Source organism: Hydrogenophaga sp. RWCD_12, assembly GCF_046604225.1.
Classification (GTDB): Bacteria; Pseudomonadota; Gammaproteobacteria; order Burkholderiales; family Burkholderiaceae_C; genus Hydrogenophaga.
Genome location: NZ_JBKIXC010000004.1, coordinates 265,524 through 286,508 on the forward strand (window position 1 = coordinate 265,524; position 20,985 = coordinate 286,508).

A 20,985-nucleotide genomic window follows, 5' to 3' on the forward strand; every position below is an offset into this window, starting at 1 on the left:
GACCCTGAGCCTGCATGCGGATGAGATTGGCGTTTTACACGGCCTCTTTGAACGACTGCTTCCTCATTTCGCGACCGAGTGCTCTTGGCGCTGAATAGACGGCCTGCAAACCCTTGCCGATGACTGCCCCACCGCGGCAATGCCGAAACTGAAAACTTGAAGATCGCTTCAAGGCTGTTAGCTACCTTTCGTCACCCTAGGGAAGACCAACCGCTAACGCTCGCAAAGCGGGCGGAGCGGATGGCGATGTGACGTCTTGACATACCGGGCTGCTTTTTGAAGTGGGCCCTCCATGCAGCAATTCAATGCATATTTGTCACCCTCGCCCACAAATGATCGCGAACGCTGGCGCAAAGGCTAGCCCAGATGGGGTGCAAGGATCTCCTCCATCCATTGTGCGAACACCTGCAGTCGACGAGAAAGATAGCGTCGGTGTGGATAGACCAGATTGACTGGCATCGGTGCGGGTCGAGCCTCGGCCATCACTTCCACCAACTCACCGTTGACCAGGTGCTCCTGCACGTCAAATGCCGGAATCTGAACCAGACCAAGTCCAGCAAGCGCACAGGCGATGTAGGTCTCGGCGTTGTTGACACTGACCCGACTGGCAGGATGAATGGCATGGACTTTTTCGTCCTGCACCCATTCCCACGGCGCCCGACGGCCGTTGGTCGGCGACACGTAGTCGATCACAGTGTGCTGCGCCATGTCCTGGGGTCGCTGCGGCGCGCCGTGCTCCTTCAGATACGAGGGACTCGCGCAATTAATCAGTTTCAGCACGCCGATGGGTCGGGCCACCAGGCTGCTGGCGATCAGTGGACCGACACGCAGCGCGCAGTCCACACCTTCCTGCACCAGGTCAACCGCACGATCCGATGAACCCAGTTCGATGTCTATCTTCGGATGGCGTTCCAGGAAAGATCGCAACTGCGGAGCGATCAGCTTGCGTGCAATGCGGCCAGGTACGTCCACTCTCAAACGACCGGTGACCAGGTCGGCGGGCGGGCGGAACTGACGTTCCAGGTCATCCATGTCCGCCACCAGCGCTGCTGCACGCTCCAGAAGCGCTTCCCCATCCAAGGTCAGTGACACGCTGCGAGTGGTTCTGTGGAGAAGGCGCGCACCCAATCGGCGCTCGATCTGCTGCATGGCCAGGGAGACTGTCGCCCGAGGCAATCCCAGTTGGTCCGCCGCTTGCGCAAAGCTGCCGCATTCAGCGATTCGGACAAAGATGTTCAGATGATCGATCCGATCCATGTCGTCACATTGTTTAGATTTTCTGGATGGTGTGTCGGCAGATTCTGCCTTTATCTGGTCCTGGTAACTAAATAGACTGACATCGGTTCACGCTGGGTCGCTCAATTTCTTGGATGGAGGTATCCCTCATGCATTTGGTCGTTGTGTTGCTGTCAGGCGTTCTACTGCTGCTCGTGTTCGCGATGTTCGGTTGGCACTGGGGAGCCAGCGCTGGGGGCGTGCTGCAGGCCGCCAAGCTCTTCGTTCCATTCTGGTTCCTGGTTGCCTTGGCCAACATGTGGGTCGGCGTGGTGCATGCGGGTTATGGTGTGAGGGAGGAATTGCCCATCCTGCTGCTGGTGTTCGCCTTTCCGTCCGTGCTGGCCGGTGGCTTGATCTGGTGGGTCTCTCGCAGTTGAACAAAGCTCTGGCTCATGGAGCGCTGCTGCACTGCCAAGGAAGCCAGATCGGACGAGGCAGACTGAACACCACAAAGGAACAACAACAGTGAATGCGCCAACGCCAAGCTTTTTGCGTGGCCGAGACCAAGCCGCGAAGGTCGTCAGCCTGGAGCTGTTCTTTGACTTGGTCTACGTCTTCGCGATCACCCAGCTTTCGCACTTTCTGCTGGAGCACCTCACACTGCTGGGAGCCGTGCAGACCGCCACCCTGTGGCTGGCTGTCTGGCTGGGCTGGCAATACACCGCATGGGTGACGAACTGGTTCAACCCGGACCACTTGGCAATCCGCTGGATGCTGATGGCGATCATGGGAGTGGCCTTGCTGGTGTCAGCCGCTATTCCCGACGCCTTCGGTGACCAGGGGGCCTTGTTTGCCTTCAGTTTCGCAGCCATACAGGTTGGACGAACGGTGTTTGTGCTCTGGAATTTGGGGCGTGCTCATCCGCTGGCCCCCAACTTTCAGCGCATCCTGTTCTGGCTGTCGGTATCTGCCGCTTGTTGGATCGCAGGCGGTCTGAGCGAAGGAAACTGGCGTTTGGGCTTCTGGCTGCTGGCAGCGGCGTGCGAATACCTGTCGCCCATGGCCGGGTTTCCGGTACCGGGTCTGGGTCGGTCCCACACCTCGGACTGGACCATCGACGGCGGGCACCTCGCCGAGCGCTGCCAGTTGTTCGTGATCATCGCTTTGGGCGAGTCGGTTCTGGCCATCGGAGCCTCGTTTGCACGCGCTGCCCATCCAGACCTGTCACTGTGGATGGCCTTTCTGGTGTCCTTCATCGGGTGTGTGGCGATGTGGTGGATGTACTTTGACACTTCCAGTGGTGACGCTGCCCATGTCATCGAACACTCTCAAGACCCGGGTCGCCTCGGTGCGTACTTTCATTACCTGCACGTGCTTCTGATCGCAGGAGTGATCGTGTGTGCGGTAGCGGATGATCTGATCGTGGCCCACCCGATGGACCCCATCAAGGGCAAGTACATTGCCGTGCTGATCGGCGGGCCAGTGATCTACCTGTTGGGCAATGCCTTGTTCAAACGGGTGGTGTACGGATCCTTCCCGCTCTCCCATGCCGCCGGTATGGCGGGGCTGCTCCTGCTGGCGCCGCTGATGCCTGGCATGAGGCTGATCGAAGCAGGTGCCTTGACCACCTTGGTATTGGTCGCGGTGACCGCCCGGGAAGCGTTCGCGCGACGCAAGATAGCAGTCGCCAACGGATAGTTCACCTTAAGTTCAAATGCTCGATGCCGACATCTTGGGAGTCACGGTCGGAGGAACATCGATGCAACTTGAAACGCTACTCAAACGCCCGAACGCCCTGCCGTCGGCTCCCAAGACAGTCCGCCAGTTGATGGGCACTTTTGGGCGGGAGGACGTGGACGTCATTCTGGTGGCCAAACTCGTCCAGGAGGACCCCGTTCTGGTGGCGCGCCTGCTCAAGACGGCGAACTCGGCCTACTTCGGACTTCGGAGATCGGTCGGTACGGTGAGCGAGGCGATCAACGTTCTTGGCGTGACCAAGGTCCGGGCCTTGGTGGTTGCCGCAGCGCTGGAGCAGGGCTTTCAATGCGTCTGCGGCGTGAATCTGGGCCAGTTCTGGCGCTACAGCCTAAGCACGGCAAAGTTTTCCCATCAGATCGCGGCGCCAACACACCTCGATGAGGACACGGCGTTTACCGCAGGAATGGTCCATGGAATCGGAGAGTTGGTGATGCACGTAGGCATGCCCGAGGCGATGACAGAACTGGACCTGAGTGTTCCGATGCTCGACCTACGCCGCAGCGCTGCTGAACAGGAGCGCTTTGGGTACAGCTTTGCCCAGGTCGGTGCTGCGCTGGCCGCGGAATGGAAGTTTCCCAGTGAAATGATTGGGGCAATCGAGTTCCAAACCTCTCCCTTCGGAGGCGGCGTTCACGAGCCCATCGCCGGAGTGCTGCACATCGCATCCTGGCGTTCGCGTGCGCAGGAGCTTTCCCTGGGTGGCGATGCGTTGGTCAATACGTACCCCGACGCCGTTGGCGTCCACCTGGGGCTTGATCCGGACATCCTGATCGGGGACGACATGCTATTGGCGGCGACCCAGGAAGCGCAGCCGGCTACCGTGGCCTGAGCGCTCTACAGGCTAGCCAGTTGGGCTGGACCTGGTCCAAACCCACGCAGGAGGAGCTGCAGTGTCCTCGCCAGCCTTGGGCCCTGCGATGGGCAACCAGACCCGGAAAGCGGTCCCGACGCCGGGCTCCGATTGAACCTCAATCGTTCCGCGGTGCTTCTGCACGATGGAGAACGAGAGGGAGAGGCCCAAACCCGTGCCTTTGCCGACCGCCTTGGTGGTGAAGAACGGTTCAAAGATGCGGCGCTTGATGTCGGATGGCATGCCGCAGCCATCGTCTTCAATTTGCACCCAGACCCAGTCCCCCTCCATACCCGTGGCGATGGTGATCGTGCCTTTGTCAGTGATGGCGTGCGCAGCGTTGACGATCAGGTTCATGAAGACCTGATTGAGCTGGGCGGCCAGGCAGAACACCAAAGGGATGTCCCCCAGCCGCCTGACCACATCGGCCTTGTACTTGAGTTCGTTGCGCACCACGTTCAGCGTCGACTCCAGCCCTCGGTTGAGGTCGGCGTCCAGCCACTCGGCATGATCGACTCGGGAGAAATCTTTGAGGTCCTGGACGATGCGTCGAACCCGGTCCAGGCCATCGGAACATTCCTCCAGCAAGGTCGGCAGATCGTCGCGCAGGAAGTCGAGTTCAAACGCACACTCAATCCTGGCGCACTCCTGTACCAGTTCGGGTTGCGCAGACCGTAACGTGGCAGCGCTCAGAGCAGCCTGAGCCGCTAGAAGGTCCTGTGTGTACTTCTTGAGGGTGTTGACGTTGGAGTTGACAAACCCGATCGGGTTGTTGATTTCATGCGCAACTCCTGCGGCCAGCTGACCGATGGAGGCCATCTTGTCCTGCTGCAGCAACTGGTTTTGCGCCTCTTCGAGCTTGTGGTTGGTCTCGTTGAGTTCTTCGATCCGGTGCTGAAGCTGACCCTGTGCGTGAAGGATCTCCGAGCGGTCCTGCATCATCCACCAGGTGCCTCGTGCGGGTGTGGCCGGGTCGATCACATGGGCGTCGACCTGTGCCCATATCGCCTTTCCGCTCTGGTGCTGCATCCACATCTCTGTGTGAACCGGTAGGCCTTGCGAAAGCAGAGGGCCCGCAATCGTGCCGAATAGCCTGTATTCATCTTCTGTTCGGTAGAAGGCCTTGCCCGGCATACCCACCATCTCGGCACTCGGATATCCAAACATGGCACCCATGGCCGGGTTGGCCTTGCGGACCACACCATCCACCGTGCAGGCCACGGCGATGGGCGAGTTGGCCACAAACAGCTCCAGTTCCCTCGCGGAGGCTGCCAGTTCGGCCGAGCGTTGGCGCACCCTTTCTTCGAGCTCCTCGCGGTGGCGACGCAGTTCGTTTTCCGAGTGGTGTCTGGCGGTCACGTCTTGGAGGGTTTCGATGGCTCCCGTGATCTCGCCCTGTGCGTTGCGCAATGGTGCTGCCGTGAAGAACAACCACATGCCCTGTTGGCCAAACTGCGGAAAGAACGCCTCGACCTCGACACCTCCATCAACGACCGCGGATCGGTGCACGCGGTCTCCATACAGTGACGAAAATGCCTCCGCTGCCGACTGATCAACCACCAGATCGGCCAGGAGTGGGCGCTCGCTGGGATAGAACGCACGCCAGCCATCAGTCGTACCCAGGACCTTGGATCGATGGACTTTGGTCATGCGTTCGCACGCGACATTCCAATGGGTGACCCGATGGTTCTGATCGATCACGAAGGAAGCCACCGAAGCGCCATCAATGATCTGCTGAAGCATTTCGGTCATGCTCAGTAGGCTGCTCTGAACATGCGAGACATCGCTTTGGTCGATGCAGGTGACCAGAACGCAGCGCCGCTGCGCGAGGGTTAGAGGTTTCAGGTGCAGCTCGACAGGACGATGGCCTCCAAATGAGGTCGTGATGTTGGTCTCCAATGCGGGCGGCAGCTGACTTCCATCTGCACACAGGTTCAGCGCGTCCACCCAGCCGGCGAATCCATCTCGATCCAGGCAGGCGTCAAATGCCATTCCTGTCAGCGTAGCGAGTGAATAGCCAGTCAAACGGCTCAGCGCGTCGTTGGCGATCCAAATGTGCCGTCCACGCACCAGCGCGGCAGGGACCGCAATGGCTTCGACCATCTCCGTAGCAGTCGACACAGCAGTTGCATCATCCAGGGCATATGGGTCCAAGTCTTTACTCCGTGATGTGGACGCCTTGCTCAGGCGTCAATGGAATCACTTCTGATCCACAAGAACATCTGAACGCCCTGGCGAGCGGCATATCCGGTCACCTGCCGCACGATCTTTTCGTCGAACACATAGCCTGTCGCCAGGAGAACTGCGTTGGTGCTTGACACCAGGTCTCGCGCCAGGACCATTCCGACCCGCAAGTCGCGCACGTCAATCTGGACGTCTTCCTTGGCAGCCGACTCCATTTCAGTCCAAACCTTGATCAGTGAATCAAGGACTTGGCGGTCATAGCGTGTGTCTGCGCCCCCTTTGAGGAGATGGCTCGCGCTTTCCGCGCTGTGATGCTGGTCTCCCAAGGACCCATGCAAAAGCTGGTCCAAGTCGGTGGCGGCGGCCACGATCCTTGCACCAATGCAGATGCTTGAGCCCGACAGGCCATCCGGAAAGCCCTTGCCGTCCACGCGTTCGTGGTGCTGGCGGACGATGCGCGAGACCGAACCAAGATGCTGCAGCGACATCAGCGCGGTCTCGCCATCCAGTGTGTGCCTTTGGTGTCGCTGCACCTCGTCCGGTGTGAACGCGGACACGGGTTTCGTGAGCATGGCGTCCGGGTAGCCGATCTTGCCGATGTCGTGCACCAACGCGGCGAGGTAGACGTCGCGCACATCCCGCTCGGAGAGCCCCATGTGCTTGGCGACAGCCCTGCTCAGCTCAGCTACCCGGCGCGAATGGCCGGACTCGCGGTGTCGCAGATCGATCAGGCTGGAAAGGACGCGAAAGGCCGCCAGGAGCGTGTCGTCGAGTTCCTGGTAGGAGGCCTCCAGCATGTCGTTGATCTGGGAGAGTTCGGCGGTCCGCGCGGCGACTCGGCTTTCCAGCTGCGCGTTGGCGTCTTTCAGCTGCTGGTTTTGCTCTTTCGTCAGTTGGGTTAGTCGGGCGTTTTCGCGCTCCAGTTCGCGCCGGGCCAGCGCGTCTTTGACCGACAACACCAGCTCCTGATCGTCCCAGGGCTTGGCCAGATACCGGTGGATGGCTCCCTGGTTGATCGCGGCGATGGTGGACTGCATGTCCGCGTAGCCGGTCAACAGCATGCGGATGATGCTCGGGTCGTGCTCCTTGATCTGCTCCAGAAGTCTGGCGCCGTCCATCTCGGGCATGCGCATGTCCGAGATCACCAGATCGACCTCATGTGTCTTCAGGAGTTCCAGGGCCTCCTTGCCGGACGAGGCCTGGAGTGTGGTGATCCCGTGGAGGCGCAGCAGACGCCGAAGCGCATTGAGGATCGACGGTTCGTCGTCCACTGTGAGTACAAGACGCGGGACAACATGCAAAGCATCAGTTGCAGAGAGCTGAACTCCGTCTGGGGTTTGGGGGTGTTCAGTCATCATGTGGTGAGCTTTCAATTCAAGCGAAAGATGTTTAAAGAGTCCTTTACTCCTTGAAACAGCCGCCGATTGGTGAGTTGCGAGAGTTCGTTGCCTTGTCTACTCAGCTCACTCACCTTCAAAAACGTTGCATATGCGTTCGTAGCGCGAGGAGCGTCGTATGCGCTTTTGGTCTGTTCAGCCCCTACTGTCGATACATCAGCCCTATCGATGTGCGCAGCGTAGCGTGGTCCATTTGAATGTCCTTGATACATAAATCGTGCGACAAAGGTCTGCTTTGGGAACAAAGCCGCCATCGGGTTTGGTTGGACTGACAGCATGCGACAGCTCCCGGGGGGCAAAGCCGGAAAAAGCCGCATGGAAGCAGCCCAACTCTTGTTGCCTCGTAAGGGTCTTGCATGCCCTCGTACTTGCGAAGCCAGGTGCGGCGCATGCGAGTTGGCAGAAGTCGCAGGTATAGAATCATTGCGTTGGTGCTCGCAACATCGTTCCGATGCTGCAGTTCAACGGGAAGCAGGAGGGGGAGTCCCACACGGGCGAACCTAACCTGCGCTGCCCCCGCAACGGTAAGCAGACGGGTGGGTCGAGGCAATGCCATCGCCCCCCATTTCTCAAAATTTCGCCACTGGCTCACGCTGGGAAGGCTTTGAGAAACGCTCTGTCAGCCCGGATACCGGCCAACAAGGAGGCTGCGCGTCAAGCGCGGCCACATTACCCAAACACCGTCGGGGAAGGCGGTGAGGGGTTTTCGCCGGTGTTCCCTTTTTGTCCCTGTGCATTGCCATTGCGAGTCTGAGCCGACGCTTGTGCGTTCGCTCGTCCAGGGCTTCCCGTTCGCCGCTGAAACCTGCTGTCGCCTCCCCTTGGGCCTTGCCGCTTTTCAAACCGCGTTGTGTCCAACGCATTCAACCCAAGGAGTCACCTCATGCACATCGAACCAGGTCTGGTGGACGGCGCCAAGCTCATCCTGAGCTACGCCACTGCAGCCGCTTGTATGGGCTACACGGCACAGCTGTCGCGGCATCTGATCGGCAAGGAAGGCACTGCGGCCTGGCTGGTGCGATCCGTGCTCGCGATGGCGCTGGTGTTCTGCTTCTTCGAGGTGTTGCCGCACCATCCGGTGGGCGTGTCCGAGGTGCACCTGATCCTGGGGACCACGTTGATGCTCGTGTTCGGTGTGGCACCTGCGGCGATCGGCTTGGCCGGTGGTCTGCTGATCCAAGGGCTGTTCTTCGCTCCGTTCGATCTGCCGCAGTACGGCATGAACGTCACCACGCTGCTGGTGCCGCTGTTTGCCACCGCTGCGCTGGCCAGGTGGGTCGTTCCTGACAACCTGGCCTATGTGGACATCGGCTACCGCCAGGCCTTGAAGCTGTCGGTGGCCTACCAAGGCGGCATCGTGCTGTGGGTGGGGTTCTGGGCGCTCTATGGGCGTGGGGTCGGTGTCGACAACCTGGTGAGCATTGGCCGCTTCGGTGCTGCCTACATGAGCGTGGTGCTGGCCGAACCGCTGATCGATCTGGCTGTGCTGGCGGCGGCGAAGGCGTTGCGCCGCCTCGCAGGCAGCGTGGCGGTGGAGCACCGTCTGCACCACGCCGCCTGATCGCGGGCGCACCATGGGAGCCGGAATTGTCTGGTTCGTCGGCGCGGGTCCTGGCGACCCGGAGCTGATCACGGTCAAGGGGCGCGACCTGGTGGCGCGGGCGGGCGCCATCCTGTTCGCCGGCTCGCTGGTGAACGAGGCGGCGACCCGTTGGGCGCCGCCGGGTTGCGTGATCGCCGACAGCAAGGACATGACGCTGGAGCAGATGTCGGCCTGGCTGATCGCACAGGCAGCGCGCTGCGACACCGTGGTGCGGCTGCAGACCGGCGACCCGGCGCTCTACGGCGCCCTGATCGAGCTGGTGCAGCCGCTGGACGCCGCGGGCGTGCCGGTGGCGGTGGTGCCGGGGGTGTCGTCCGCCATGGCCTCGGCGGCGGCGGCGGTCGAGAGCTTCACGCTGCCCGAGGTGACGCAGACCACCATCTTCACCCGGGTCGAGGGTCGCACGCCCATGCCCGAGGGCGAAGACCTGGCGGCCCTGGCGGCGCACCGCACGACGCTGTGCATCTTCCTGTCCATCACCTTGCTGCACAAGGTGGAGGCCGGGCTGCGCGCCGCCGGCTGGGCCGAGGACGCGCCGGTGCTGGTGGTGCACAAGGCCAGCTGGCCCGGCGAGGAGCGCATCGTGCGCGGCACGCTGGCCACCATCAAACAGCTCTGCCGCGAGGCCGGCATCGTCAGCCAGGCGATGGTGATCGCCAGCCCGACGCTGGGCGCGCGCCAGTGGCCGGAACTCACCCGGTCCCGCCTCTACGACCCCAGTTTCACCCACCGTTTCAGGAAAGCCTCGACATGAACGACACCACCATCCTGCTCGTGGGCCACGGCTCGCGCGAGGAATCCGGCAACCAGGAAATCCGCGACTTCGTCGCGCAGTGGCAGGTGCGCCAGCCGGCCTGGCGCATCGAGGTCTGCTTCATCGAATTCGCGCCGCCCTCGCTGCACGACGGCCTGCTGGCCGCCGCCAGAAACAGCCGGCGCGTGCTGGTGCTGCCGCTGATCCTGAACGCGGCCGGCCACGTGAAGATGGAGATTCCGGAAGCGATCGAACACGCGCGCGAGCACCTGCCAGGTGTGGCGTTCCACTACGGCCCGCACCTGACGGCCTGCGACCCCATCTTGGCCATCCTCAAGCGCCGCCTGCGCAAGGCCATGGCCGAACTGGACATGCCCGACCCAACCACCACCGGCGTGGTGCTGCTGGGGCGCGGTTCGTCCGACCGCGGCGCCAACGGCGACATGGCCAAGATGGCGCGCTGGCTGCAGGAAGAGGGCGACCACGAGCTGGTGGAGCTGGCGTTCACCGGCATCACCTGGCCGCGGCTGGAGCGCGTGGTGCAGCGCCAGGTGCTGATCGGCATGCGGCAGGTGGTGGTGCTGCCGTACTACCTCTACACCGGCACGCTGATGCAGCGTATCCACCGCCAGGTCGAACACCTGCGCCTGCAGTACCCGCAGATCCGTTTCGCCTGCGGCACGCACTTCGGTTTCGAGAAGGAAATCTTCGAACTGGTCGAGCAGCGTGTGCACGACCTGCTGGCCGGTGTGCCCGACAGCAGGCTGCCCTGCGACGGCTGCAGCTACCGCGAGATCGCGCACGACCTGGGGCACGGCCACTCCCACGAGCACACGCACGCCACCGTGCAAGTGCACGGCAACGCCCACGCCCACGCACCCGAGGCGTTGACTGCATGAGCACGGTCAACACCATCACCGAACAGCTCACCCGGGCCGGCCAGGCCATCGAGCACGACAGCTTCGCCGTCATCGACGCCGAGGCCGGCCCGCACAGCTACACGGCCGAGCAGTGGCCGATCGTGCGCCGCATGATCCACGCCAACGCCGACTTCGAGTTCAACGGCCTGACCGACTTCCACCCCGACGCGGTGGCGGCCGGCATCGGCGCCATGCTGCGCGGTGGCGCGCCCGTGGTGGCCGACGTGGAGATGATCTGTTCCGGTCTGTCGCATCCGCGCCTGAAGCACTTCGGCATGGCCACGCACCAGTTCATCAGCGACCCCGACGTGATCGCCCAGGCCCAGGCCGAGGACAGCACGCGCGCTGTTCAGGCCATGCGCAAGGCGCACCGGCTGGGGCTGCTGGACGGCGCCATCGTCGGCATCGGCAACGCGCCTACGGCGCTGATCGAGCTGGTGCGCCTGATCCGCGAGCAGGGCGTGTGCCCGGCGCTGGTGGTGGGCATGCCGGTGGGCTTCGTCTCCGCCGCCGAGTCCAAGGACCTGATGGCCGGTGTGGCCGGCGTGCCCTGGATCGTGATCCGTGGCCGCAAGGGCGGCTCCACCCTGGTGGTGGCGGCGCTGCACGCGCTGCTGTCACTGGCCGAAGCGCAACAACGCCAGGCCGGCGGATCCGTTTTGGCCTGACACTGCGCGCCTTTCACTTGCCAAAGGGTCCCCATGTACAGCGCCACATTCATCTTCGACAAAAAACAATTCGACGCCGAGTTCCACTCCTTGGACGCCTTGATCGCCACTGCCGCGCGTGAAACCTCTGGCTACCTCGGCGAAGAGGCCTGGGAAGACCCATCCACTGGGCGCGTCTGCAATGTGTACTACTGGGCCGACGAGCTGGGTCTGCAAGAACTGACGTGCCACCCCAAGCACCTGGAGGCCAAGGCCGCGTATTCCAAGTGGTTGGGCGGCTATCACGTGGTACTGGCCAAGGTCCTGAAGTGCTATGGGGATGAGTCATTCACCCACCCTACCCAAAGCACCCATGTAGCCCTCGCTGCCAAGGAGCAGCACTCATGAGTCGATCCGTGTGCCGTGTGACGCGGGCCGAGGCCGCCGACCTGGATGCCCTGGCGCCCCTGTTTGACGCCTACCGGCAGTTTTACGAGCGGCCTGCCGACTTGACCCGGTCACGGACCTTCCTGGCCGAGCGCCTGGCACAGCAGCAGTCGGTGTTGTGGCTGGCCTGGCAGGGCGATCAGGCTGTGGGCCTTTGCCAGTGTTATCCCAGCTTCTGCTCCGTGCTGGCGGCGCCGATATGGGTGCTTTACGACCTCTACGTGAGCGCCGAAGCGCGGCGCAGTGGTGCTGGTCGTGCGCTGATGCAGGCGGCCGAGGCCGCTGCGCGTGCACAAGGCATCGCACGCCTGGACCTCACCACCGCCCACGACAACCTGCGCGCGCAGGCGCTGTATGTCTCGCAGGGTTGGGTGCACGACCAAGTGTTCCGCACCTACACCAAAACCCTGGGTCCACAAACATGACAGACAGCACCTCCCCGCGCGGCACCCGCACCGGTTTCACCACCGGCGCGTGCACCGCCGCGGCCGCGCGCGCGGCCGTGGAGGGACTGCTGACAGGGCAGGTGCCCGAGGCCGTCGAGAGCCTGCTGCCCAACGGTGACCGGGTGCACTTTGCCGTGCACGACGGCCGCTGTGACCAGGAGAGCGCGCACGCCATGGTGGTGAAGTTCGCGGGCGACGACCCGGACTGCACCGACGGTGCCCACCTCACGGTGGACCTGCGCCTGCTGCCCGGGCGGGGGGGCGAGGTGAGCTTCGTGGCCGGCGAGGGCGTGGGCACGGTCACCATGCCCGGCCTGGGGCTGGCGGTGGGCGGGCCGGCGATCAACCCGGTGCCGCGCCAGAACATCGCCGACAACTTGCGCGAGGTCGCGCCGCAGTTGCTGGCGCAGCACGGGCTGGAAGTGACCGTGAGCGTGCCCGGTGGCCAGGAGATGGCCAGGAAGACCACCAACGCGCGGCTGGGCATCCTGGGTGGCATCAGCATCCTGGGCACCACCGGCATCGTAAAACCCTATTCCACCGCGGCCTGGCGTGCCAGCGTGGTGCAGGGTATTCAGGTGGCGGCCACGCTGGGCCACGGCGTGGTCGCGCTGACCACCGGCGGGCGCACCGAAAGTTTTGCCATGGGCGCGCTGCGCGCCGAGCGCCCGGAACTGCCGGCCGCCTGCTTCGTGCAGATGGGCGACTTCCTGCGCTATGCGCTGGACGAGGTGGTGGCCCAGGGACTAAAGGAAGTGGTGCTGGGGGTGATGGTCGGCAAGCTGACCAAGATCGCGCAGGGCGAGACCATCACGCACGCCAACCGCAACGTGGTGGACACCGACCTGGTGGCCGCGATCGCGCGCCAGATCGGCGCCAGCGCCGAGGACTGCAGCGCCATTGCCACCGCCGAGACCGCGCGCTTTGGCGCCGAGCTGATGGTCGAGCGCGGCCTGGGCGAGCCCTTCCACCAGGCCCTGGCGCAGGCCGCCATCGACACCCTGACCGCGCCCGAACGCTACGGCCGGGCGTTCCAGCTGCGCGTGCTGGTGTGCGACTTCGCCGGCCAGTCGGTGGCCGACGTCCGCTCCGCCCCGGCCGAGCCACGGCCGCTGCCCGCCACCGCCGGCCGCACCGGCATCGGCCACACGCAACACACCGATTTCGACACCGAATGAGCGACACCGAAGACGCCATGGACACCCGAGTGAAAGACCCCAACCCCTGCCGCGTGATCGGCGTGCTCGACGACGGTGCCGCCAGCCTGGGCGCCACCGCACTGGCCCACCTGCGCACCGCGGACCTGGTCATTGGCGGCGCGCGCACGCTGGCCCTGTTCCGGCACGAGCTCAAGGCCGGCGCGGTGACGCGCGACCTGACCGGCCAGCTGAAGGCCGTGCCCGGGTGGGTGCGCAGCGCGCGCGACGCCCACCAGAGCAGCGTGGTGCTCGCCACTGGCGACCCGCTGTGCCACGGCATCGCGCCCTACCTGGCGCAGCACCTGTGCCTGGACGCGCTCGACATCCTGCCCAACCTCTCCACGGTGCAGTTGGCCTGCGCCCGCATCGGCCTGGCCTGGCAGGACGCGCGCATCGTCTCCGTGCACAGCCAGGACGCGGGCGAGTGGGTGCGTGGCAGCTGGCCGGACCACGGCCTGTATGCGCTGGCCCAGGCGCTGCGCTCCGAACAGCGGTTGCTGGTGCTGACCAGCCCGGCCAACAGCCCGGACCGCATCGCCCGCCTGCTGCTGGCCGAAGGCCTGGGCGAGGACTTCCAGCTGGCAGTGGCGGAAAACCTGCTGCAGGCCGACGAACGCATCCACCCGCAACTGAGCCCGGCACAAGCCGCCGGGATGCGCTTTGCCGAGCTCAACGTGGTGCTGCTGTGGCGCAGCCGCGCGGCGGCGCAGCCGGTGCGCTTCGGTCTGGCCGACAGCGCCTTCGAGCAGCGCCAGCCCGAGAAGGGGCTGATCACCAAGCAGGAGGTGCGGGCCGTCAGCCTGGCGCGCCTGCAGCTGCGCGAAAGCAGCGTGGTCTGGGACATCGGTGCCGGCTCCGGCTCGGTCGGCCTGGAAGCGGCGCGCCTGTGCCCGCGCGGCCACGTCTTTGCCATAGAGAAGAACGAGGCCGACCAGGCCATCGCCGGACGCAACCACGCGGCCTTCGGCGTCAGCAACTACACGCTGCAGCACGGCAAGGCGCCCGAGGGCCTGGACGCCTGGCCCGACCCGGACGCGGTGTTCATCGGCGGCTCCGGCGGCGAGCTGGCCGGGCTGATCGGGCTGTGCCTGCGCCGCCTGCGCCCCGGCGGCCGGCTGGTGATGAACTTTGTCACCCTGGAGAACCTGGCCACCGCCACGCAGGCGCTGCAGAGCCTGAACGCGCAATGGGACGTGCTGCAGCTGCAGGCCGCCCGCAGCCGGCCCATCCTGCACATGCACCGCATGGCGGCCGAGAACCCGGTCTGGCTGGTCTGCGCCGGCATGGGCAGCGGCCAGCCCGACACGGAGCACCGCCATGACTGACACCATGCCCCCCGTCGGCACGCTGCACGGCATCTCGCTCGGCCCTGGCGACCCCGGCCTGATCACGCGCGCCGCCTGGGCCGCGCTGCAGCGGCGCGACGCGATCTGGGTCTACCCGGTGCGCAGCGGCAAGACGCCCAGCTACGCGCTGGACATCGTGCAGCGCGCCGGACTGCCGCTGCCGGAGACCCACACGCCGCTGCTGTTCCCGATGACGCACGACGGCGAGAAGCTGGCCCGCGCCTGGCTGAAGGCCGCACACACCGTGCTGCCCTGGCTGCAGGCCGGGCGCGACGTGCTGTTCCTGGTCGAAGGCGACGCCAGCACCTACGCCACCTTCGGCCACCTGGCGCGCACCGTGCGCGGGCTCGATGAACGGGTGCCGGTGGGGGTGGTCGCGGGCGTCAATTCCTTCACCGCCGCCTGCGCCGACGTCGGTGAACCCTTCGCGGAACAGGACGACACCGTGGCCATCGTGCCTGCCGCCTACGGCGTGCGCGCAGTGGACCGGCTGCTGCCCGACTTCGACACCCTGGTGCTGATGAAGATCAAGCCGCTGATCGAAGACCTGCTGGACTGGCTGGAGGCGCGCGGGCTGCTGGCCGGCGCGCACTTCGTCGAGCGCGTCGGCGCGCTGGACGAGCGCCGCCTCTCGGGCGCGGACCTGCTGACGCTGCGCGGCAGCAAGGTCAGCTACCTGTCGCTGCTGATCGTGAAGAACCCCCACCGCGTGCGCGGCGAGCGCATCAAGGGCTGCCTGAAGAAGGACAGCCCCTCATCCCTGGAAGCCACCGCATGACCACGACACCTTCTCTGCCCCGGGTCTGCCTGGTGGCCATCACGAAACACGGGGCCGCGCAGGTGGCGGCGCTGGCGCGGCAGCTGCCGCAGGCCTCGATCTGCGTCGCCGCCAAGTTCGCCGAAACCATGCAGGGCCTGCCCAACCCGCTGCTGGCCTACGACGGTGCTTTCAAGGACCGCATCGGCCCCCTGTTCGAGGACTTCGACCAGATCGTCTTCTTCGTCTCGCTGGGCGCGGTGGTGCGGCTGATCGCGCCGCACCTGAATAGCAAGGACGAAGACCCTGGTGTGCTGGTGGTCGACGACGCCGGGCAGTTCGTCATTCCCGTGCTCTCGGGCCACGTCGGCGGCGCCAACGCCATGGCCGACACCGTGGCCGCGCTCCTGGGCGCCACGCCCGTGCTCACCACCGCCTCGGACGTCGGCAAGACGATCCCGGTGGACATCCTGGGCCGCGAACTGGGCTGGGTGGTGGAAGCGCCCAAACTCAACATCACCCGGGTCTCGGCCGCCGTGGTCAACGAAGAACCGGTGGCCGTCGTGCAGGACGCGGGCAGCCCGCATTGGTGGACCCGACCCACGCCACTGCCGGCCAGCATCCACCGCTATGCGCGCCTGGAAGACGTGCACCTGGACCGCTACCGGGCGGTGCTCTGGATCACGCACCACCCGGTGAGCGAGGCGCTGTGGCAGACCCTGCACGAACGCCTGGTGGTCTACCGGCCGCCCGCGTCGGCTGGCACCACTACCACCACCGGGACCGCCGCGTGAACGTGGCGCTGGGCATTGGCTGCGACCGGGGTACCCCGCTGGCCACGCTGCGCCTGGCCGTGGAGCAGGCGCTTGCGCAGGTCCGGGCCGACTGGCACCAGGTGGCGGTCGTGGCCAGCATCAGCCTCAAGGCCGACGAGCCTGCGCTCCTTGCGCTGGCCGCTGAGCGGGGCTGGACCGTCGCGTTCTATGCGCCCACGCAGCTGGCTTCGGTACCGGTGCCCAACCCGTCTGAAACCGTGCGCCGCTTCACCGGCACCCCCTCGGTCAGCGAGGCCGCGGCCTTGCTGGCCGCGGGCGCGTGCGACGCCACCGGCCTGCTGGTGGAAAAACACAAATGCCGGGGCAGCGACGGCAAAAACGCCACCGTGTCGGTGGCCCGCATTTCTGCGCCCACCGTGCCCGCGGACGGGCCCTTCATTCCCTTGTCTGGAGCCTCTGCCGATGAACACTGAAACCGTAGCCACCACCGCCCGCCCTGTGGGCAAGATCATGCTGGTGGGCATCGGCCCGGGCCACGTGGACCACATGACCGCCCGCGCCCGCGCCGCCATTGCCGAAGCCGATGTGGTGGTGGGCTACGTCACCTACATCAAGCTGGTGGCCGACCTGCTGGAAGGCAAGGAGGTGGTGCGCAAGGGCATGACCGAGGAACTCGACCGTGCCGTCAGCGCGCTGGAGGCGGCCCGTTCGGGCCAGAAGGTGGCGCTGATCAGTTCGGGCGATGCCGGCGTCTACGGCATGGCAGGCCCCACCTACGAGGTGCTGTTCCAGGCCGGCTGGACGCCCGACGACGGCGTGGAGGTGGAAATCGTGCCGGGCGCTTCGGCGCTCAACGCCTGCGCGGCCCTGGTCGGGGCGCCGCTGACGCACGACTTCTGCGCGATCTCGCTCAGCGACCTGCTCACGCCCTGGCCCACTATCGCACGCCGCCTGGACGCCGTGGCCTACGCCGATTTTGTCGTGGCGCTCTACAACCCCAAGAGCGGCCGCCGCACGCGCCAGATCGTCGAAGCGCAGCGCCTGTTTCTGCGCCACCGCCGGCCCGACACGCCGGTGGCCATCGTCAAGAGCGCCTATCGGCGGCGCCAGCACATCGAGTTCACCACACTGGACCGCATGAGCGAGCAGGACATTGGCATGCTCAGCACCGTTCTGATCGGCAACAGCAACACCGTGGTACAGAACGGGCTGATGGTGACCCCGCGCGGCTACGCCAACAAGTACGACATGAGCGAAGGGGGCGCCACGCGCGACGGCGAAAAAGCCGGACGCTCGTTGAGCACCGGGCTGAACGGCTGGCTGGAGAACCTGATCGCGGACCATGCGGCGGGCGAAAGCGTCGAGCAACTCGCGACTCGCCACCGGCTGCCTGCGCCGTACATCGCGGCCACGCTGGCCGAACCACTGGCCGTAGCAGAGGCCGACGCGGCCGAGGATACCGAAGCATGAGCGCCCTGGATGATGCGCGTGCAGCGGACACGGCGGCCGAACCGGTGGTGAAACCCAGGATAGCCGCATACAAGCGTCACCTGTTGGTCTGCACCGGGCCACGCTGCACACAGGACGGCGCGTCACAGGCGCTGTTCGACAGCCTGGGCGAGAAGTTCAAGGCCGCTGGCCTGCACGAGGGCGAGCTGCGTGTGAAGCGCAGCCGCGTGAGCTGCTTTGCCGCCTGCAAGGGAGGGCCGGTGATGTGCGTGCAGCCCGACGGCACCTGGTACTACAACGTGACCGACGCCAACATGGACCGCATCATCGATCAGCATCTGGTTGGCGGCCAGGTGGTGCAGGACCTGGTGTTCCACCAGGGCCCCGGAGGCGCCGATGCCGAATGAAGCGGGCCCCCGGGGCTTTGTCTCCATCGTTGGCGCCGGTCCGGGCCCGGCTGACCTCATGACTCTGCGCGCGCTGGACCGCCTGCAACGTGCCGAGGTTGTGGTGCACGACAGGCTGATCGCGCCCGAGGTGCTGGCGCTGATCCCGGCGGGCGCGCAGCGCGTGTACGTGGGGAAGGCCCTGGGCCACCACGCCGTGCCGCAGGAAGGCATCCACGCCCTGCTGATGCAGCTCGCCCGGGCCGGCCGGCGGGTGGTGCGCCTGAAGGGCGGCGACCCGTACGTGTTCGGGCGCGGCGGAGAAGAGGTGCAGGCGCTGCAGGCCGAAGGCATCGCCTTCGAGGTCGTGCCCGGCGTCACGGCCGCCAGCGGCTGCTCGGCCGCGGCGGGCATCCCGCTCACCCACCGCGACCTCGCGGCCAGCTGCGTGTTCCTGCCCGGCCACCTGGCCGACGACGAGGCCACACACGACTGGCGGGCCCTGGCGCGTCCCGGACAGACGCGGGTGTTCTACATGGGCATCCTGCGCCTGGCCCACATCGCCGGGCAGCTGATCGCCCATGGCCTGTCCCCCGACACCCCGGCGGCCATCGTGCGCGACGGCACCCGGCCGACGCAGACCGTGGTCGCGTGCAGCCTGCGCCGCCTGGTCGAGCAGGCCCCAGCCTACGGCCCCCAACCCGGCTTGCTGATCATTGGCGAGACGGTGCAACTGAGTCCCGACTTCCACGCCGATGGCAGCCCCTGAACCGGGCGGCCTGTGATGAAAGAACCCTGCATGGACCGCATTTCCCCCAACGGGTCCTGGCGCCAGCGCAGCCTGGCCGCCGTGTGGCACCCCTGTACACAGATGAAACTGCACGCGCCCGAAGGCGCGGCGTTGCCGCTGATTCCGGTCGCGCGGGCCGAAGGCGTGTGGCTGCACGACCACGAAGGCCATCGCTACCTCGACGCCATCAGCTCCTGGTGGGTCAACCTGTTCGGCCACAACCACCCGGCGATCCGCGCCGCGCTGATCGACCAGTTGCACACGCTGGACCACGTGATACTGGCCGGCTTCACCCACGGGCCGGTGGTGGAACTCTCCGAGCGCCTGGCCGCGCTCACGGGCCTGGGCCACGCCTTCTACGGCAGCGACGGCGCCAGCGCCACCGAGATCGCGCTGAAGATGAGCGCCCACCACTGGCGCAACGCGGGCCGGGCAGACAAGTGCCGCTTTGTCGGCGTGGCCGGGGGCTACCACGGCGAGACCGTGGGCGCGCTGGCCGTGACCGACATTGCGCTGTTCCGCGAAGCCTATGCGCCGCTGGTGCGCCTGGCCACCACCGTGCCCAGCCCCGACGCCCGGCTCGCCGCGCCCGGTGAAACCCCGGCCGACGTGGCCGAGCGGGCCGCCGCCGCCCTGGGCGACTTGCTGGCCGCCCACGCGCACGAGACCGCCGCCGTGATCATCGAGCCGCTGATCCAGTGCGCCGCCGGCATGGCCATGCACGACCCCGTGTACCTGCGCCGCGCGCGCGAACTCTGCGACCGGCACCAGGTGCACCTGGTGCTCGACGAAATCGCGGTCGGCTTCGGCCGCACCGGCACCCTGTTTGCGCACGAGCAGGCGGGCATCCGTCCCGACTTTCTCTGCCTCTCCAAGGGCCTGACCGGCGGCACGCTGCCGCTGTCGGTGGTGCTCACCACCGACGCGGTGTACGCCGCGTTCTACGACGACGAGGTGGCGCGCGGCTTCCTGCATTCGCACAGCTACACCGGCAACCCGCTGGCCTGCCGCGCGGCGCTGGCCACGCTGGACCTGTTCGAGCAGACCGACGCGCTGCGCCAGAACCTGGACACCAGCGAGCGGCTGGCCGCGCAGTTCGCGCCGATCTCCCGCCACCCGCGTGTGCGCCACGCGCGGCAGCGTGGCATGGTCTTCGCATGGGACGTGCTCAGCAGCCTGCCCGACTTTGGCCGCCGCTTCGCCCTCCACGCGCTGGCGCAGGGGCTGCTGCTACGCCCCATCGGCCACACGCTCTACGCCATGCCGCCCTATGTGATCGACGAGGCCGAGGGCGAGCTGCTGGCCCGGGGCGCGCTGGCCGCGCTGCAGGCCACGCTGGCCGAAGAAGCCGGCCCGGCGCCGGTGAGCGGGGTGCCCGATGGCGTTTGACGGCTGCTTCGTCACCGGCACCGACACCGGCGTGGGCAAGACCTTGGTGAGCGCCGCGCTGCTGCACGCCCTGGCGCGCCACCACGCCCGCGTGGTCGGCATGAAGCCGGTGGCGGCCGGCCTGGTGCAGCAGGCCGGCGTGTGGGTGGCGGAGGACGCGCTGGCCTTGCGCGCAGCGTCCACCGTGGCCGTGCCGCCCGCGCTGGACAACCCGGTGATGCTGCCTGAGCCGCTCTCGCCCCACCTGGCGGCCGCGCGCGCGGGCCGGCGCGTGGGCGTGGCCGAACTGGTGGCCGCGCACCGCGAACTGCGTGGCCTGGCCGACGTGGTGCTGGTCGAAGGCTCGGGTGGCTGGCGCGTGCCGCTCAACGACGACGAGACCCTGGCCGATCTGGCGGTGGCGCTGGCCCTGCCGGTGGTGCTGGCGGTGGGCCTGCGGCTGGGCTGCCTGAACCACGCGCTGCTCACGGCCGAGGCCATCCGCGCCGACGGCCTGCGGCTGGCAGGCTGGGTGGCCAGCGCCGTGGACCCGGACATGGCCTGCCGCGACGAGAACATCGACACGCTGCGCCAGCGCCTGGGCGCGCCGTTGCTGGGCCTCGTGCCCTGGCAGCCGGTGCCGGACGCGCGCGCTGTGCAACTGGAACTGCCTGAAACATGGCGTTGAAA

General features: G+C 66.2%; 22 protein-coding genes and 1 riboswitch. Of the genes, 19 read left to right on the top strand and 3 right to left on the bottom strand.

Going from position 1 to position 20,985, the window contains the following annotated elements; translation table 11 throughout:
• Positions 1-357 precede the first annotated feature (357 nt).
• Positions 358-1,257: a LysR substrate-binding domain-containing protein gene (locus ACLIJ1_RS16720; RefSeq protein WP_411366669.1), complete on the bottom strand. Its 900-nt coding sequence runs from the start codon at positions 1,255-1,257 to the stop codon at positions 358-360.
• Between the two features lie 113 nt (positions 1,258-1,370).
• Between ACLIJ1_RS16720 and ACLIJ1_RS16725 the strand changes: the two genes are divergently transcribed.
• The 3 genes from ACLIJ1_RS16725 (at position 1,371) to ACLIJ1_RS16735 (ending at position 3,805) form a co-directional block, all read left to right on the top strand.
• On the top strand, positions 1,371-1,655 hold the full coding sequence (locus ACLIJ1_RS16725; RefSeq protein WP_411366670.1) for a hypothetical protein: 285 nt from the start codon (positions 1,371-1,373) through the stop codon (positions 1,653-1,655).
• Positions 1,656-1,743: 88 nt separating this feature from the next.
• A complete protein-coding gene (locus ACLIJ1_RS16730; RefSeq protein ID WP_411366671.1) occupies positions 1,744-2,916 on the top strand; it encodes a low temperature requirement protein A in 1,173 nt (390 codons plus the stop codon).
• Positions 2,917-2,932: 16 nt separating this feature from the next.
• On the top strand, positions 2,933-3,805 hold the full coding sequence (locus ACLIJ1_RS16735; protein ID WP_411366672.1) for an HDOD domain-containing protein: 873 nt from the start codon (positions 2,933-2,935) through the stop codon (positions 3,803-3,805).
• Between the two features lie 12 nt (positions 3,806-3,817).
• Here ACLIJ1_RS16735 and ACLIJ1_RS16740 read toward each other — a convergent pair whose 3' ends face one another.
• Both ACLIJ1_RS16740 and ACLIJ1_RS16745 read right to left on the bottom strand, forming a co-directional pair.
• Positions 3,818-5,929, bottom strand: coding sequence for an ATP-binding protein (locus ACLIJ1_RS16740; protein ID WP_411366673.1), 2,112 nt, complete (start codon positions 5,927-5,929; stop codon positions 3,818-3,820).
• 80 nt (positions 5,930-6,009) lie between these two features.
• On the bottom strand, positions 6,010-7,281 hold the full coding sequence (locus ACLIJ1_RS16745; protein WP_411366674.1) for an HD domain-containing phosphohydrolase: 1,272 nt from the start codon (positions 7,279-7,281) through the stop codon (positions 6,010-6,012).
• Positions 7,282-7,819: 538 nt separating this feature from the next.
• Positions 7,820-8,062: riboswitch (cobalamin riboswitch) on the top strand.
• A 228-nt stretch (positions 8,063-8,290) separates the two neighbouring features.
• Between ACLIJ1_RS16745 and ACLIJ1_RS16750 the strand changes: the two genes are divergently transcribed.
• From ACLIJ1_RS16750 to bioD, 16 genes are read left to right on the top strand one after another with little or no spacing between them, the layout of a single operon-like run.
• The gene (locus ACLIJ1_RS16750; RefSeq protein ID WP_411366675.1) at positions 8,291-8,968 is read left to right on the top strand and encodes an energy-coupling factor ABC transporter permease; all 678 of its coding nucleotides are present in this window, start codon (positions 8,291-8,293) and stop codon (positions 8,966-8,968) included.
• A gap of 13 nt (positions 8,969-8,981) precedes the next feature.
• The gene (cobM, locus tag ACLIJ1_RS16755; protein ID WP_411366676.1) at positions 8,982-9,764 is read left to right on the top strand and encodes a precorrin-4 C(11)-methyltransferase; all 783 of its coding nucleotides are present in this window, start codon (positions 8,982-8,984) and stop codon (positions 9,762-9,764) included.
• Positions 9,761-10,663, top strand: coding sequence for a sirohydrochlorin chelatase (locus ACLIJ1_RS16760; RefSeq protein WP_411366677.1), 903 nt, complete (start codon positions 9,761-9,763; stop codon positions 10,661-10,663). Before cobM ends, ACLIJ1_RS16760 begins: the two co-directional genes overlap by 4 nt.
• Entirely contained in the window at positions 10,660-11,352 is a 693-nt protein-coding gene (locus tag ACLIJ1_RS16765; RefSeq protein WP_411366678.1) for a precorrin-8X methylmutase, read from the top strand. Before ACLIJ1_RS16760 ends, ACLIJ1_RS16765 begins: the two co-directional genes overlap by 4 nt.
• A gap of 33 nt (positions 11,353-11,385) precedes the next feature.
• Positions 11,386-11,739, top strand: coding sequence for an antibiotic biosynthesis monooxygenase (locus ACLIJ1_RS16770; protein WP_411366679.1), 354 nt, complete (start codon positions 11,386-11,388; stop codon positions 11,737-11,739).
• Entirely contained in the window at positions 11,736-12,203 is a 468-nt protein-coding gene (locus ACLIJ1_RS16775; protein WP_411366680.1) for a GNAT family N-acetyltransferase, read from the top strand. The genes ACLIJ1_RS16770 and ACLIJ1_RS16775 overlap by 4 nt, the downstream gene beginning before the upstream one ends.
• Positions 12,200-13,402, top strand: a complete 1,203-nt coding sequence (locus ACLIJ1_RS16780; protein ID WP_411366681.1) for a cobalt-precorrin-5B (C(1))-methyltransferase — start codon at positions 12,200-12,202, stop codon at positions 13,400-13,402. Before ACLIJ1_RS16775 ends, ACLIJ1_RS16780 begins: the two co-directional genes overlap by 4 nt.
• On the top strand, positions 13,399-14,748 hold the full coding sequence (cbiE, locus tag ACLIJ1_RS16785) for a precorrin-6y C5,15-methyltransferase (decarboxylating) subunit CbiE (protein WP_411366682.1): 1,350 nt from the start codon (positions 13,399-13,401) through the stop codon (positions 14,746-14,748). Before ACLIJ1_RS16780 ends, cbiE begins: the two co-directional genes overlap by 4 nt.
• Complete coding sequence (gene cobI / locus ACLIJ1_RS16790; RefSeq protein WP_411366683.1) at positions 14,741-15,547, top strand: precorrin-2 C(20)-methyltransferase; 807 nt, start codon at positions 14,741-14,743, stop codon at positions 15,545-15,547. The genes cbiE and cobI overlap by 8 nt, the downstream gene beginning before the upstream one ends.
• Entirely contained in the window at positions 15,544-16,320 is a 777-nt protein-coding gene (locus ACLIJ1_RS16795; RefSeq protein WP_411366684.1) for a cobalamin biosynthesis central domain-containing protein, read from the top strand. The genes cobI and ACLIJ1_RS16795 overlap by 4 nt, the downstream gene beginning before the upstream one ends.
• Positions 16,317-16,775, top strand: a complete 459-nt coding sequence (locus ACLIJ1_RS16800) for a cobalamin biosynthesis protein (protein ID WP_411366685.1) — start codon at positions 16,317-16,319, stop codon at positions 16,773-16,775. Before ACLIJ1_RS16795 ends, ACLIJ1_RS16800 begins: the two co-directional genes overlap by 4 nt.
• A complete protein-coding gene (gene cobJ, locus ACLIJ1_RS16805; protein WP_411366686.1) occupies positions 16,765-17,772 on the top strand; it encodes a precorrin-3B C(17)-methyltransferase in 1,008 nt (335 codons plus the stop codon). The genes ACLIJ1_RS16800 and cobJ overlap by 11 nt, the downstream gene beginning before the upstream one ends.
• Positions 17,769-18,158 carry a (2Fe-2S) ferredoxin domain-containing protein gene (locus ACLIJ1_RS16810; RefSeq protein WP_411366687.1) on the top strand — a complete coding sequence of 130 codons (390 nt, stop codon included), beginning with the start codon at positions 17,769-17,771 and terminating at the stop codon, positions 18,156-18,158. The genes cobJ and ACLIJ1_RS16810 overlap by 4 nt, the downstream gene beginning before the upstream one ends.
• Positions 18,148-18,906: a uroporphyrinogen-III C-methyltransferase gene (cobA, locus tag ACLIJ1_RS16815; protein WP_411366688.1), complete on the top strand. Its 759-nt coding sequence runs from the start codon at positions 18,148-18,150 to the stop codon at positions 18,904-18,906. The genes ACLIJ1_RS16810 and cobA overlap by 11 nt, the downstream gene beginning before the upstream one ends.
• Before the next feature lie 30 nt (positions 18,907-18,936).
• A complete protein-coding gene (gene bioA / locus ACLIJ1_RS16820; protein WP_411366689.1) occupies positions 18,937-20,316 on the top strand; it encodes an adenosylmethionine--8-amino-7-oxononanoate transaminase in 1,380 nt (459 codons plus the stop codon).
• On the top strand, positions 20,306-20,983 hold the full coding sequence (bioD, locus tag ACLIJ1_RS16825; protein ID WP_411366690.1) for a dethiobiotin synthase: 678 nt from the start codon (positions 20,306-20,308) through the stop codon (positions 20,981-20,983). Before bioA ends, bioD begins: the two co-directional genes overlap by 11 nt.
• Positions 20,984-20,985: the final 2 nt, after the last annotated feature.

What these genes read in the sequence shown, in the direction of transcription:
- ACLIJ1_RS16725 (WP_411366670.1), top strand. Translation starts at nt 1,371, where the DNA reads ATGGAGGTATCCCTCATGCATTTGGTCGTTGTGTTGCTGTCAGGCGTT.
- ACLIJ1_RS16770 (WP_411366679.1), top strand. Translation starts at nt 11,386, where the DNA reads ATGTACAGCGCCACATTCATCTTCGACAAAAAACAATTCGACGCCGAG.
- ACLIJ1_RS16765 (WP_411366678.1), top strand. Translation starts at nt 10,660, where the DNA reads ATGAGCACGGTCAACACCATCACCGAACAGCTCACCCGGGCCGGCCAG.
- cbiE (WP_411366682.1), top strand. Translation starts at nt 13,399, where the DNA reads ATGAGCGACACCGAAGACGCCATGGACACCCGAGTGAAAGACCCCAAC.
- cobJ (WP_411366686.1), top strand. Translation starts at nt 16,765, where the DNA reads ATGAACACTGAAACCGTAGCCACCACCGCCCGCCCTGTGGGCAAGATC.
- ACLIJ1_RS16750 (WP_411366675.1), top strand. Translation starts at nt 8,291, where the DNA reads ATGCACATCGAACCAGGTCTGGTGGACGGCGCCAAGCTCATCCTGAGC.
- cobA (WP_411366688.1), top strand. Translation starts at nt 18,148, where the DNA reads ATGCCGAATGAAGCGGGCCCCCGGGGCTTTGTCTCCATCGTTGGCGCC.
- ACLIJ1_RS16760 (WP_411366677.1), top strand. Translation starts at nt 9,761, where the DNA reads ATGAACGACACCACCATCCTGCTCGTGGGCCACGGCTCGCGCGAGGAA.
- bioA (WP_411366689.1), top strand. Translation starts at nt 18,937, where the DNA reads ATGGACCGCATTTCCCCCAACGGGTCCTGGCGCCAGCGCAGCCTGGCC.
- ACLIJ1_RS16795 (WP_411366684.1), top strand. Translation starts at nt 15,544, where the DNA reads ATGACCACGACACCTTCTCTGCCCCGGGTCTGCCTGGTGGCCATCACG.
- ACLIJ1_RS16735 (WP_411366672.1), top strand. Translation starts at nt 2,933, where the DNA reads ATGCTCGATGCCGACATCTTGGGAGTCACGGTCGGAGGAACATCGATG.
- cobM (WP_411366676.1), top strand. Translation starts at nt 8,982, where the DNA reads ATGGGAGCCGGAATTGTCTGGTTCGTCGGCGCGGGTCCTGGCGACCCG.
- ACLIJ1_RS16740 (WP_411366673.1), bottom strand. Translation starts at nt 5,929, where the DNA reads ATGGTCGAAGCCATTGCGGTCCCTGCCGCGCTGGTGCGTGGACGGCAC.
- ACLIJ1_RS16720 (WP_411366669.1), bottom strand. Translation starts at nt 1,257, where the DNA reads ATGGATCGGATCGATCATCTGAACATCTTTGTCCGAATCGCTGAATGC.
- cobI (WP_411366683.1), top strand. Translation starts at nt 14,741, where the DNA reads ATGACTGACACCATGCCCCCCGTCGGCACGCTGCACGGCATCTCGCTC.
- ACLIJ1_RS16810 (WP_411366687.1), top strand. Translation starts at nt 17,769, where the DNA reads ATGAGCGCCCTGGATGATGCGCGTGCAGCGGACACGGCGGCCGAACCG.
- bioD (WP_411366690.1), top strand. Translation starts at nt 20,306, where the DNA reads ATGGCGTTTGACGGCTGCTTCGTCACCGGCACCGACACCGGCGTGGGC.
- ACLIJ1_RS16780 (WP_411366681.1), top strand. Translation starts at nt 12,200, where the DNA reads ATGACAGACAGCACCTCCCCGCGCGGCACCCGCACCGGTTTCACCACC.
- ACLIJ1_RS16775 (WP_411366680.1), top strand. Translation starts at nt 11,736, where the DNA reads ATGAGTCGATCCGTGTGCCGTGTGACGCGGGCCGAGGCCGCCGACCTG.